The following is a 12,870-nucleotide window of genomic DNA, read 5'->3' on the forward strand; positions in this document are numbered from 1 at the left end:
GTCAGAACAACACCCAGAGCACGATGGACTCGACGAGGTACGCGAGCACGCAGCACGCGCCCACGATCAGCCCGCGCCGCACCGCGCCGGGAGTCGCACGGCGCAGCAACGCCACGACGATCCCGATGACAAAAGCCAGGCACACGGCGAGGAAACCGCCGACGATCAGCCAAATCCCCACGCCGAGCGCGCAATCGGGCTGGGTGCAGACGGCGCCGGGGCCGCCCGCCAGGTAGCGCGCGAGCGCGCTCTGCCCGAAGAAGAGGACGAGCACGCCGGCCACCGCTGCGCCGAACGCGACCAGCGGCGTCAGCAGGGCGGTGGCCGGGCGTGCTTCGGTCATGTCGTGGTCACTCCGCGGGCAGTGCCGGCGGTTCGCCGGTCCGCTCGTAGTCGGAGAGCAGATCGATGCGGCGCTGGTGCCTGCCGCCCTCGAACTCGGTGCCGAGGAACGCTTCGACGATCGCCTCGATCTCCTCAACGGAGTGCATCCGCGCGCCGATGCCGGCGAGCAGTGCGTTGTTGTGCTGACGAGCGAGCTTCGCGGTGTCGACGTTCCAGGCCAGGGCCGCACGGGCACCCGGGACCTTGTTGGCCGCGATCTGCTCGCCGTTGCCGGAGCCACCGATGACCAGCCCGAGGCTGCCTTCGTCGGCCACGACCTGGCGAGCGGCTTCAACGCAGAACGGCGGGTAGTCGTCCTGAGCGTCGTAGGCCGCGGGCCCCACGTCGGTCACCTCGTGACCGCGCTCGGTCAGCCACTCGACCAGGTGATTCTTGAGTTCGAACCCTGCGTGATCAGATCCTAGGTAGACGCGCACGGTGGCAGTGTGTCAAACGCCCCACCGCCGCCACGCACCCTGGTTAGGGTTGCCCCGTGACCGACGGCGACGCAGGACCGGCGAGCCGGTGGCTCGAAGTGGCCGACGGCGTGTGGGCGCGGCGCCACGCGGAGCTCGACCTCACCACCGGCCTGGTGCTGGGAGCGGACCGGGCGCTGGTCATCGACACCCGAGGTGATCACCGGCAGGGCGCGGAGCTGGCCGCGGCGGTGCGGGCCAGGACTTCACTGCCGTGCGAAGTGGTGCTGACCCACGGGCATTTCGACCACTGCTTCGGCACCGCCGCGTTCCGGCCTGCCCCAGTGCGGGCACACCGAGGATGCACCGCCTACCTGCACGAACACGCCGAGCGGCAGCGAACCGAGTGGAGCGCGCACTACCGCGCACAGGGAGATCCCGACACCGCCGCGGCGCTCGCCGACACCGACTTGACCCTGCCGGATCACCCGGTCACCGACTCCGCCGAAGTGGACCTCGGCGGCCGTGCCGTTCAGCTGCTGCACTTCGGTCCCGCGCACACCGATCACGACCTGGTGGTGTCGGTGCCGGACGCGGCGGTGGTCTTCGCCGGTGACCTCGTCGAGCAGGGTGCGCCACCGGACTTCGAGGATGCCGACCCGCGGAACTGGCCGACGGCACTGCGCGAGCTGCTCGCACTGCGCCCCGAGATCGTCGTGCCCGGCCACGGCGAGCCGGTCGACGCCGACTTCGTGCGCGGGCAGCGCGAAGAGCTCCTGCACCTGGCCGCCCTGTGCGCGCAGCACGCACGGGGCGAGCTCACCACCGATGAGGCACTGCGTCACTGCCCGTATCCCGCCGACACCACGCGGCGAGCCCTCCGGAACTTCCGCTAGGCCATTCAGCCGTACCCATACGGCCGATCAGTGTCATTTCGCATTCGGAGGGCACCGATCGCCGACGGGGAACGTCATGCTCTCCAACAGCCGGAAACCACCCGGCCGAGATACCCGCACAACGGCACTACGCTGGGGCGATCTTGAACATCGCCGTGGTGCGGCGAACGACTACATGGGGAGGCGACGGTGACCGATCCGGACCCGACCGGCGCGGCCAGGCGACAGGAACTGCGCACGAGCAACGACGCACTGCGCGGCCAAATCGACGGCATGCTCGCGGATCTGCGCCGCCGCACGGCGGAAATCCAGGAGAAGCAGACCGAGGCCGCGGCCAAGACCCACGAGGTGATCTCCGAGGACGGCGTGATCACCGCGCGGGTCGACGCGACGGGCACGCTGGACCAGCTCCTGCTGTCGCCGAAGGCATTCGAACGCACCACTCCGGAACAGCTGGCGCGCAACATCACCAGCGTCGTGCGGGAGGCCACCGGCAGCGCCCAGCAGTCCCTGCAGTCCGAGTTCGCCGCGCTCGCCGAAACCCCCGACCTGCCGGACGTGTTCGCCGGAGCCCCGTCGCTGACGGACTTCCTGCCCAGCAGCGGCCCGCTGGTCGCGCCGCCCGACCCGGCCGCCGAACGCGCCGCCCGCACCGGCAAGCAGCCGCCCGCGCAGCAGCCGGCCGCCCGGCGCGGCGACGAGGACGACGAGCCGCCGCAGTCGTTCATGACGGAGGGACGCTGGTGAGCGGCCAGATGGAGATGCGCCCGGAGGAGATCCGGGCGGGCGGCAAGCGGGTCGGCGCCGCCGGGGACCAGCTGGGGAACGTGCTCAAGCAGCTCAAGTCCGGCTTGCAAGCCGAAGGCGAATGCTGGGGCGACGACGAGGCCGGGCAGAAGTTCGCCGAGAGCTACGTCAGCAACAGCACCGACGTCACCGACGGCATGCAGAAACTCGCCGAAGCCCTCGGCAACATCATGGACAACTTGACGGCCACCGCCGACGACACCGAGGGCCGCGACGAGCAGTCGGCCTCCGACATCGGCAACGTGCCGCAGAGCTGAACACCGGCTTGGCCGAACACTGACTGGGGAGTCGTACCGCCATGAGCATCGAGATGCCCGACGAGGTCAAGTGGCTGCTGCCGATCGTCGTCGGTCAGTCCTGGCCGGAGGGTGACGAGGACGCGCTGCGCAGGCTTGCCGACGCGTGGCGTGCCGCCGAGGACGGCATCGAAGGCGTCACCGGGGACGCGAACGGCGGTGCGAGCCAGTCGCTCGGCGGCATGGAAGGCCAGACGCACGACGCGTTCGAGAAGCTCTGGAAGGACATCGGCGACGGCGGTGAGGCCGCACTGCCGAAGCTCCAGGAGGCGTGCGCCCAGCTCGGACAGGGCTGCGACGACGCGGCGCTGGACGTGGAGCACACCAAGCTGACCATCATCGCCTCGCTGATCGCGCTCGCGATCCAGATCGCCGCGATGATCGCCAGCGCCGCGTTCAGCTTCGGCGCCTCCACGGCGGGCATCCCCATCGCCCAAGGCATCACCCGCACCGTGGTGATGCAGATCTTCAAGCAACTGGTGCTGAGCATCGCCAAGAACGTGGCCATCGAGGTCGCCACGTCCATGGCGATCGAGGCCGCCGTGCAGGGCATCCAGATCGCCTCCGGTGAGCGCAAGGGCCTCGACGGCGGCAAGTTCAAGGACGCGGCGATCAGCGGGGCCATCGGCGGTGCCGTCGGCGGCGTGTTCGAGGGCGTCGGGAACGTGGCGGCGCGCAAGGCCGCCGGGGCCGTCGGCGACGCGGCGGGTGACGCCGTGGGCGACGCCGCGGGCAACGCGGCGAGTTCGGCGGGCCGGGCGGCCGGGGACGCGGCGGGCAGTGCCGCCGGGTCCGCGGGCCGGGCCGCCGGGGACGCTGCGGGAGACGCCGCAGCGGCGGCCGGTGAGAGCGCGGCCCAGAACGTCGGTGCGACCGCGCTCAAGGAAGGCGCCAGCGGTGCCGCCCAAGGCGCCATCGGCAGCGTCGCCGAGCAGCTCATCACCGAGGGCGAGGTCGACTGGAGCGAGGTCGGCACCGGCGCGATGTCCGGCGGCGCCACCGGCGCGGGAATGGGCGCGGGCGGCGCGGCGCTCTCGAACCACTTCAACGCCCCCGACGTGGGCGACGTGGGCGGATCCGGGGAGGGGAGCTCCTCGCCGGGCTCATCCGGCGAGAGCGGGGCGTCCGGGAGCGAGAGCAGGGCGTCCGGGAGCGACGCCGGCGACGGGAGTTCGTCCGGGAGTTCGTCCGCGCAGAGCGATACCGGCGGTTCCTCCGGCGAGGCCGGTGACGCGTCGAGCTCGACGTCCTCCGGCAGCACGGCGTCCGCCACCACGGACGGCGGATCGTCCGGCGATTCGTCCGGCACGAGCAGCGAGACCGATTCCGGTTCGGACAGCGGATCGTCGGCGTCTCGACCGTCCATTGAGGACATGCTTTCCGGTGACTCGTCCACGGCGGGCGCCGATTCGAGCGCGGGCTCCGGTTCGTCCGGTACCGACGGATCCGCGTCCGACGGCGGCTCGTCCGCCGCCGACGGCGGCCGTTCATCGAGCGACGGCGGCTCGACCTCCTCCGACGGTGCTTCCGGTTCGCCCGACAGCGGTTCGAGGTCGTCCGCCGAAGATTCGGGTTCAGCAAGCGACCCCGGGTCCCGCTCCGGCGACAGCGACTCCGCGTCCCGCTCTTCCGGCGACGGCGACTCCGGGTCCCGCTCTTCCGGCGACAGCGACTCCGCGTCCCGCTCTTCCAGTGACGGCGATGCCAGCGGGTCCCGCTCGTCCAGCGACGGAGCGTCGTCCTCCGGCACCCCCGATGGCCAGAGCACTCGCTCTGCTGCCACCGACTCCCCTGCCGCGTCCGACGGCGGTTCACCACGAACGTCGGATTCCACGCCTTCGGCCGATTCCGGGCCGGATTCCAGGTCGTCCGCCGACGGCGGCGGTCCGTCGACCACGTCCACCGACGGCGGCTCCCGCGCCGACACCGCCGCGACCGGCTCCTCCGGCGACGGCGGCCCGTCCTCCACGTCGGACGGTGGATCATCCGCAGCGGGCAGGCCGGATTCGAGCGGATCCGGCCAGTCCGGCACACCGAGCCCGGACACCGGCGGTTCTGCGGAACCTCGAGGTTCCGATGCTTCCGGTGGTTCCACTCCCGGCAACTCGGACGCGCCCGGAACCTCCGGTGGCCCCGAGCACACGAGCGGGTCCGAGAGTTCCGAGAGTTCCGGCAACTCCGAGACCCCCGGGTCCGCGAACTCCGGGAACTCCGGCGGTTCCGGGACCACTCCGAGCGAATCGGGCTCGGGCTCCGGCGGATCCGCAGGTGGCACGGGATCGATGCCGCACGGTGGCGGCGATTCCACCCGCACCCAGCCCTCCGGCCCCGCGAGCACCACGTCAGCCTCCAATGTGGACGCTCCGGCACGTCCGGCGGAGCCCGCGGTCGCCCCCGCGCCCGCGGCGCAAGCCGGTGCGGGCCGCGGCGATCAGGGCACGACCGCAGGTGGCGGCGGCGCGATGGGCGCCCCGCCCGCAGGCGGCGCACCCGGCGGCGCCGGTACGCCCGGTGCGGGAGGCAACCGGCCCGGCTCCGGCGGAAGCTGGACCGGCACCTCGGGCACTCCCGGTGCCGCCGGCCGTCCCGCCGGTGGTGACGGCCCCCGCACCGACGGCCCGCGCCCCGGCGGTCCGCGTTCCGACCGCCCGCTCGCCCCCTCCGCACGAGGCGCGGACGCCCCCGCACGCCCCGACGGCAGTCGCACCTCCCCGCCCCAGCACTCCCCCGGCGGCCACCAACAGCCCGGCGGACGCCACACCGACATCCCCGGCCAGCGCCCCGCTGGAGCGCACCCCGACGGCCCGCCCACCCGGCACCCGAACAGCCCGAACCATCCCGGGACGTCCGGCCGCCCGGAAGGAGCAGGGCAGCGGCCCGGCCCGACCCAGCCGCAGCCGCGCCCGGACGGCGCCGGACGGCCGCAGCAACCGGCCCCGGACACGCGATCTCCCAGCGACCGGCCTCCGGGCAACCGCACACCCGACGCCGGAACTCCCGGCCCCCGCCCGGATTCCGCGCCCACGCCGGAGAGCTCCCCGCGCCACCAGTCGCCCGACGCCCGCACCGGAACGCGCCAGGACGGAGCTGACCCCGCTCCCGCACGCCCTCGCGAAACGACGCAGCCGGACACGCGGAACTCACCGACGTCGGATTCCCCGGCCACCCGCCCGGATTCCACTCACTCCGACGGCGCACGAGCCGACGGGCCGGCGCACTCCGACGGCCGCCACTCCACCGACGCGCGTCCCGACCGACCGAACGACGGTCCGGAACAGCGGCCGCACGGCGGTGCGGAGCAACCGGACCAGCGCCCGCACGACGGCGACCGGCAGCACCAGGACGCCGAACCCGGCACGCCCGAACGCCGGCACCAGCTCGACCAGGCCGAGGCCACCCGCGACCAAACTCCGAGCGGCTCGTCGTACCACAACGACCCGAACATGCGGGATCTCGCGCAACGCGTCCCTGACGACGGCGTGCACCACACCGTCGACGTGCACGCCTTGCCCGACGGCCGAGTCCGCGTCGGCGACAACACCTTCAGCGCCAAGGAATTCGCGGACATGCTGCGCCGCGACCCCGCCTACGACGGCAAACCGATCCGCCTCCTGTCCTGCGACGCGGGAACCAGCGGCCTCGCCCGCGACCTCTCCCGCGAACTCGGCGTCCCCGTCACCGCACCCCGCGGACTGGCGTGGACCGACGGCAACGGCCGAGTCTTCGCCTCCGACATGGGACCCGACGGCCGCCCGGGCTGGCCCCCGAACGGCGACTGGGACACCCACCACCCCGACGGCACCGACACCCCGGCCGGCAACGACACCCCGGCCGGCAACGACGGCTTCCACCCGCCCCAGGACGGCGAAGACCCGGGCACCGCCCCGGACGACGCGGAGGCGCGGGCAGCGCAGGCCGGCTGGGAAGAGAGCGAAGCAGAACGGCGCGGGGCTGCTGATCCGTACAACGAGCCGTACATCCCGAAGGACGCGGAACACGGGTTCCAGGTCGAAGAGATCGCGGAAGAACGCGTAACCCGCGATGCCGACGGTTTGATCGACACCGTCGACGGGAAGCCCGTTCACGCCTATGTTCGCGATTCGATCGAGAGCCGCCGGAAGAGCATCGTCGACGCCACGGACGAGAACAAGCAGGTCAAAAATCCCAAAAAGGCACCGTTCGCGCCGAATGACGACCGACGTGCCCCCTACAGCGCCAAGTCCCTGGGAACGAAGGCCGGCGCGGTCAACGCCCTGGTCCTCGATCGTCGAACCGGACTCGTATTCGAAGGAATCAACGGCCGGCAGGGCAATGCGGTACCGACATCGCTCACCGACGATGGTGGACGACCTGCGACTCGCCAGGACGCGGCGGGGAATCAGTTCCCCCTGACCCCGCACGACCTGTTGCACCCCGCGCTTCGAGAACAGATCTCCCGGATGGCGGAAAATCCGGGCAGAGATCTCGCCGACATCAAACCTGGAGAATTTCCGCATCGCGACATTCCCCACCGGCACGGCGAGGTCAAGGCCATCGACAGCCTGCTCAAGCAACGCGAGGAAAGCGCCGCGGCTGAGGCACGACGAAGCGGGGTCGGCACCGACAAGATCGAGGTGATCACAAGGGACGACCGGCAGGTGGAAATCATTCCGATCTCGCCGGGTGAACTTCAGGGCGTGCTCAACGATCTCTCGGTGGATGCACGGTTCACCTTCAAGACTCCCCCGGAGGATGTGGCCCCGTGCTGCGCGAACTGCGCCAGGATCGTCAGCGGCCCCGAATCCCTTCCTGAGAATGTGCGGGACGCGGCAAACCTGTCTCACGGAGCGAAGATGGGGGCCGGCGGCTTCACCGCCGGGGTGCACTCAGACAGCACGAACTTGGACCCCGACGCGACCAACCCCAACCGCTCGCACACCGACGTGTCCAACCCGGATTACCATGGTGTCTTCAAAGAGCAAGATTCGATACGAGCGCGAAGGGCCGCGGAGCAAGCGGAGTCCGCCCGGCAGCAAGCAGCACGATCAGGAGACGCAAGTTGACTCGGATAAACGAGGACGAGCTGGAAAGCGAACCGTACGGGGCCGTGCTCTACGCGGGGGTTCGTTTCACCGGAGAAGCGGAAGACCGGTACGCGGATGGCACGTTGCTGTCGAGCATCAGCTACGTCAACGGGCTGCAAGACGGGCCGGAACGGGAGTGGTACCACGACGGAACCCTCAAGGAAGAGGGCAACTTTCATCAAGGAATGCCGATCGGCCTGCACCAGATGTGGGATTCGGACGGCAAGCTGATGCGGCAAACCGAATTCACCGACGACGGCCGCGTGATCAGCCGTCGTGGTTTCGATGCCGAGGGCCAGGTGACCTGGCAGGATGCCGGATAGCTCAACGATCCGGAGTGCCCCGACACAGGACCGAGCCACCCGAGGAGAGCTGCCACATGAGCGGGAAGCAAACCGCGGCGGCGCCTAACTTGAAAACACACTACTTCTCCTACTACAACAAGACCTTCTTCATCGATATCGACCACGAACACCGGGAGAAGGGGTACCTGCTCAACCTCCACGACGGCGACTTCGACGAGCGAAGCGATCTGATCGCAGAAGTGGTGTTCGCGACGACCGAAGACATACATCCCAGAAGTCATGAAGCATTCATCGTGAACACCGAAGAATGTCGCGCCGACCACCTTCGCGGCGATGGCCCGATCTTCGCCTTGTACGAGACCATCGAGGGCTTGTACGAGCAGCGCAAAGCGGAGAACCGCAGGTTCCCCGAACAGGAGCGCGCCCTGATCAACACCCTTCGCCCTCGCACGTTCCACATGTGGGACGAGGAGTTCGAACGGCGAGCCGCGGGCGACGACGCCACCTTCCAGTACCGCTGGGTACTCCCCTGAAACGCACCGCGAGCAGACGTGCACCGAGACCCAAGCCTTCACTCAGAGGATGCGCAGCTCACCCGGCCGAGAACCGGCGAAGGCGAAATCCGGCTCCGCTCCGCACGGAAACCCGCCGCGTCAGCTTCGGGATTCGGCTCGGCCCAGTTGGTCTGCCGTTCTCGTCGTCTCCGGCAGGCGGTAGCGGGGAGCGAGGCGGAGCACCAGTTCGCAGGCGGCATCGAGGGTGTAGCGGTGGCCGATCGAGACGAAGATCGGCTTGACACCGGGCTGCGTGCGCAGCGTGCTTCCCACCGGTTCGCCGTCGAGCAGCAGCGGTGATCGGTCGCCGCGTTCCGGTCCTGGCGGGTCGTACTTCCCCAGCGAGGTCTTGCCGACCCCGATGCTGGGCAGGTCCGTGAGCACCCCGAGGTGGCAGGCCAAGCCGAAACGCCTCGGATGAGCCAGCCCTTGCCCGTCGCAGACCAGCACGTCCGGCTCGACGTCGAGCCGCGCCAGCGCCTCCAGCAGTGACGGCGCCTCTCGGAAGGCGAACAGCCCCGGCACGTAAGGGAAATCTGTCCGCGCCCGAACCACCGAACTGTCCACAACGGACAGATCGGCCCGGTTCAACACCGTGACCGCGGCGATCACATCGTCGGAGCCTTCGGCGTAGGCGACGTCCAGCCCCGCGACGGTCCGCACGGCCTCGGGAACGCCGTCGAACCGCACCATCGACCTGAACCGCTCCTGGACGGCGACGGCCTCAGCCTCGACGGACGGCCACTCGTGCAACTCCCGAACCTGAACCACGCCACCACCCTAGGCCCACCAACGAAGGCGCCAGCGACCGTTCCGGTTGTGGACGCGCATGCCACGGGCCGCCCAGAACCGCTCCCGAGCGGCCCGCGGACACCTCACTCCACCGACTCCGCCAGCCACGCGCGCAATTGCGCGTCATCGCCGAATTCGGCAGTCGTCACCGCTGGATCGACTTGATCTCCAGGAACTCCTCCAGGCCGTGCCTGCCGAATTCGCGGCCGTTGCCGGATTGCTTGTAGCCGCCGAACGGGGCGTTCGGGTTGAAGGCGCCGCCGTTGACGGCGATCTGGCCGGTCCGGATGCGCCGGGCCACCGCGAGCGCGCGGTCGTCGGAACCGAACACCGCGCCGGACAGGCCGTACTCGGAGTCGTTGGCGATCGCGACCGCCTCGTCCTCATCGCGGTACGACAGGATCGACAGCACCGGGCCGAAGATCTCCTCGCGGGCGATGGTCATGTCGGTCGTGACGCCGGTGAACACGGTCGGGCGCACGTAATAGCCGGTGGTCAGGCCCTCCGGTGCTTCCGGACCGCCGACGGCGACCGTGGCGCCCTCGGCGACGCCCTTGCGGATGTAGTCGGCGACGCGGTCGCGCTGCACGTCGGAGACCATCGGGCCGACGCGGGTCGTCTCGTCGGTGGGGTCTCCGACGGTGTACTTGGCGACCGCACCCACGGCGAGCTCCACCGCCTCGTCGTAGCGCGACTCGGGGACGAGCATCCTGGTCAGCGCGTTGCAGCTCTGGCCACCGTTGGGGAAGCATCCCGCGACGCCCAGTTTCACGGCCTTGGCGAGGTCGGCGTCCTCCAGCACCACGTTGGCGGACTTGCCGCCGAGTTCCAGCGCGACCCGCTTCACCGTCTGCGCGGCGACTTCCGAGACGCGGCGGCCGGCGCGGGTGGAGCCGGTGAACGACACCATGTCCACGTCGCGGTGCGCGGCCAGCGCCTCCCCGACGATGGGGCCGGTGCCGTGCACGAGGTTGAACACCCCGGCGGGCACGCCCGCCTCGGCGACGATCTCGGCGAAGATCGCCGCGGTGAGCGGGGCGACCTCGCTCGGCTTCAGCACCACGGTGCAGCCCGCGCCCAACGCGGCGGCGACCTTCGCGACGATCTGGTGCAGCGGGTAGTTCCACGGCGTGATCGCCGCGACGACACCGACGGGTTCGCGGACGATCAGCGAGTTGCCGGACTCCTCGGTCCACGCGTAGCCCGCGTCGAGCACGTCGGCGATGCCGCGCGAGGTGGCGACGGGAACGCTCGCGTGCACCTGGGTCGCGAAGCCGATCGGTGAGCCCATCTCGGCCGTGACCGTGGCCGCGATCTCGTCCCGGCGCTTCGCGATGCCCTCGGAGATCCGGCGCACCGCGGCCGAGCGCTCCGCCACCGGGCGGGACGCCCAGCCGTCGAAGGCGGCGCGTGCCGCGGCGACCGCCGCGTCCACTTCAGCCGTGGTTCCGGCCGGAACGGACCCGATCACCTGCTCGGTGGCCGGGTTGACCACCTCGATCCTCGCCCCGGAACCGGCGACGTAGTCGCCCCCGATGACGTGGTCGGTTCGGCTGGTCGTGGGCGCCGCCATGCGTTCCTCCCGAGGGTGGCCGATCGATACGACATCGACCCTGTCACAACGGGAGCCCCGAGCACACCGCCCGAAGCACCGGGAAGGCCGTTCATCCCGCGCCGGGCAGCCGAGCCAGGAACCGCATCAGCTCCGCGGCGAACCGCTCCGGAAGCTCCACCGGCGGGGTGTGCCCGGACTCCAGCACGACCAGCTCCGAGCCCTCCAACAGCCCGGCCAACTCGCGCGCGTGCCCGAGGGTGCGCGCCCGGTCGAACCTGCCGTGCACGACGAGCGCCGGAAGCCTCCCCAGCTCGGCCAGCCGCGGAGCCAGATCCGTGTCGCGCTGGCTGCTCAACGCCGCCAGCACGGCGTCCCGCTCCAGCCCCGCCGGGTAGGCGTCGAGCCGCTCGGCGACCTTCGCCGGAACCGGCACGTGCACCGATCGCCGGGCGACCGCCCGCCACAACTCCGGACCCCACTGCGCACGCACCCGGTCGATGATGGCGTCCACATCGCCGTGCCCGTGCATGTTCGCGCCGCTGTCGCACACGACCACTCCGCGCACCCGGCGGGAACGCAGCGCCGCGGACAACGCGATCACGCCCCCGGTGGAATGGCCGAGCAGCACGACGGGTCCGTACCGCTCGGCCAGCACCGCGACTTCCGCGCCCAGGGAGGCCATGTCATGCGGCCCCGGCCACTCCAGCCAAGGGGCCACCACAACATCCGTCCCGGTGGCCGCCGCGAGTCCCTCGAAGATCACCGGGTCGGACATCGTGCCCGGCAAGCACAGCAACACCGGCAGTCCCGACCGCCGCCCCGGCGCACGATCGATCAACACCTCGCGTTCCCGCACCCGACCTCCAGCCCCCGAAATCACCACCGCCCGGAGGCTACTGAGATCCGATCCGGCAGCGGTCCCGCCCTTGTCCTGTCAGCGGCGACGCCACGAAGTCACCGGGCACCGCGCAGAACGAGACCGCGTCAGTCGAACTGCGGGGACTCCGTCCGCGTCCGCTTCAGTTCGAAGAAGTACGGGTAGCCCGCCAGCGTGCGCGCCGCGTCGAAAAGCTCACCGGCCTGCTCGCCGCGCGGGATGCGGGTGGTGATCGGGCCGAAGAACGCGACGCCGTCGACGTGGATGGTCGGCGTGCCGACGTCCTCGCCGACCGGGTCCATCCCGGCGTGGTGGCTGGCGTGTAGCTCCTCGTCGTAGTCCGTGCTGGTCGCGGCGTCCGCCAGCGAGGCGGGCAGCTCGATCTCCGCCAGCGCGTCGATGATCACCTGCTCGTAGTCCTTGCGGCCCTCGTTGTGGATTCGGCTGCCGAGCGCGGTGTAGAGGGGGCCGAGCACGTCGTCGCCGTGGTGCTTGGCGGCGGCGATCGCGACCCGGACCGGCCCCAACGCCCGCGCCAGCAAGTCCTGGTACTCCTGGTCCAGGTCCCGGCCCGAGTTCAGCACGGCCAGGCTCATCACGCGGAAGTTCAAGTCGATGTCGCGCACCTGGGCGACTTCCAAGATCCAGCGCGACGAGACCCACGCGAAGGGGCAGACCGGGTCGAAGTAGAAGTCGACCTTCGGGCGCTCGGTGCTCATGGACAACCCTCCACAGTGTTCCGCGCTCAGGCCGGTGCCCGGCACGGACGTCGATTGGCGCGGGCGGACACCCGCAACGGGTACAACTCCGCCGCACCCCGAACTTCTTCCCAGTCCGCCCGACCGAATGTGGAATGTGCCGGTATTCCCGGATGAACGGCCATCACACCCCGGTCTCCCAGGGATTCGTCCGCGTCGCCGACACG

The 12,870-nt window shown here is 70.6% G+C and carries 12 protein-coding genes; 6 read left to right on the forward strand and 6 right to left on the reverse strand.

The genetic code is table 11. The features are described from left to right. Position 1: 1 nt before the first annotated feature. Positions 2-343: a hypothetical protein gene (locus H2Q94_RS24515; RefSeq protein ID WP_243789524.1), complete on the reverse strand. Its 342-nt coding sequence runs from the start codon at positions 341-343 to the stop codon at positions 2-4. 7 nt (positions 344-350) lie between these two features. Continuing rightward, entirely contained in the window at positions 351-821 is a 471-nt protein-coding gene (locus H2Q94_RS24520; protein WP_243789525.1) for a ribose-5-phosphate isomerase, read from the reverse strand. Between the two features lie 56 nt (positions 822-877). On the opposite strand from H2Q94_RS24520, the gene H2Q94_RS24525 reads away from it, so the two are divergent. The 6 genes from H2Q94_RS24525 to H2Q94_RS24550 all read left to right on the forward strand — a co-directional run bounded on the left by H2Q94_RS24525 (position 878) and on the right by H2Q94_RS24550 (position 8,700). Beyond that, complete coding sequence (locus tag H2Q94_RS24525; protein WP_243789526.1) at positions 878-1,696, forward strand: MBL fold metallo-hydrolase; 819 nt, start codon at positions 878-880, stop codon at positions 1,694-1,696. Positions 1,697-1,885: 189 nt separating this feature from the next. Then, entirely contained in the window at positions 1,886-2,443 is a 558-nt protein-coding gene (locus H2Q94_RS24530) for a YbaB/EbfC family nucleoid-associated protein (RefSeq protein ID WP_243789527.1), read from the forward strand. Then, a complete protein-coding gene (locus H2Q94_RS24535; protein ID WP_243789528.1) occupies positions 2,440-2,760 on the forward strand; it encodes a WXG100 family type VII secretion target in 321 nt (106 codons plus the stop codon). Before H2Q94_RS24530 ends, H2Q94_RS24535 begins: the two co-directional genes overlap by 4 nt. 41 nt (positions 2,761-2,801) lie before the next feature. Further along, positions 2,802-7,841 (forward strand): WXG100-like domain-containing protein, encoded by a 5,040-nt coding sequence (locus H2Q94_RS24540; RefSeq protein WP_243789529.1) that lies wholly within the window; start codon positions 2,802-2,804, stop codon positions 7,839-7,841. Then, a complete protein-coding gene (locus H2Q94_RS24545; protein WP_243789530.1) occupies positions 7,838-8,185 on the forward strand; it encodes a toxin-antitoxin system YwqK family antitoxin in 348 nt (115 codons plus the stop codon). The genes H2Q94_RS24540 and H2Q94_RS24545 overlap by 4 nt, the downstream gene beginning before the upstream one ends. A gap of 56 nt (positions 8,186-8,241) precedes the next feature. After that, positions 8,242-8,700, forward strand: coding sequence for a hypothetical protein (locus H2Q94_RS24550; protein WP_243789531.1), 459 nt, complete (start codon positions 8,242-8,244; stop codon positions 8,698-8,700). Between the two features lie 120 nt (positions 8,701-8,820). Here H2Q94_RS24550 and nfi read toward each other — a convergent pair whose 3' ends face one another. The 4 genes from nfi to H2Q94_RS24570 all read right to left on the reverse strand — a co-directional run bounded on the left by nfi (position 8,821) and on the right by H2Q94_RS24570 (position 12,664). Next, positions 8,821-9,492, reverse strand: a complete 672-nt coding sequence (gene nfi / locus H2Q94_RS24555) for a deoxyribonuclease V (RefSeq protein WP_243789532.1) — start codon at positions 9,490-9,492, stop codon at positions 8,821-8,823. Positions 9,493-9,658: 166 nt separating this feature from the next. Next, positions 9,659-11,086, reverse strand: coding sequence for an aldehyde dehydrogenase family protein (locus tag H2Q94_RS24560; RefSeq protein WP_243789533.1), 1,428 nt, complete (start codon positions 11,084-11,086; stop codon positions 9,659-9,661). Between the two features lie 91 nt (positions 11,087-11,177). After that, positions 11,178-11,909, reverse strand: coding sequence for an alpha/beta fold hydrolase (locus tag H2Q94_RS24565; RefSeq protein WP_243789534.1), 732 nt, complete (start codon positions 11,907-11,909; stop codon positions 11,178-11,180). 143 nt (positions 11,910-12,052) lie between these two features. After that, entirely contained in the window at positions 12,053-12,664 is a 612-nt protein-coding gene (locus H2Q94_RS24570; RefSeq protein ID WP_243789535.1) for a mycothiol-dependent nitroreductase Rv2466c family protein, read from the reverse strand. Between the last annotated feature and the right edge of the window lie 206 nt (positions 12,665-12,870).

The sequence above is a fragment of the Saccharopolyspora gloriosae genome (assembly GCF_022828475.1).
GTDB classification, from domain to species: Bacteria; Actinomycetota; Actinomycetes; order Mycobacteriales; family Pseudonocardiaceae; genus Saccharopolyspora_C; species Saccharopolyspora_C gloriosae_A.

Coding starts and splice junctions, on each gene's coding strand:
- H2Q94_RS24515 (WP_243789524.1), bottom strand. CDS start 343: ATGACCGAAGCACGCCCGGCCACCGCCCTGCTGACGCCGCTGGTCGCG.
- H2Q94_RS24540 (WP_243789529.1), top strand. CDS start 2,802: ATGAGCATCGAGATGCCCGACGAGGTCAAGTGGCTGCTGCCGATCGTC.
- H2Q94_RS24550 (WP_243789531.1), top strand. CDS start 8,242: ATGAGCGGGAAGCAAACCGCGGCGGCGCCTAACTTGAAAACACACTAC.
- H2Q94_RS24560 (WP_243789533.1), bottom strand. CDS start 11,086: ATGGCGGCGCCCACGACCAGCCGAACCGACCACGTCATCGGGGGCGAC.
- H2Q94_RS24570 (WP_243789535.1), bottom strand. CDS start 12,664: ATGAGCACCGAGCGCCCGAAGGTCGACTTCTACTTCGACCCGGTCTGC.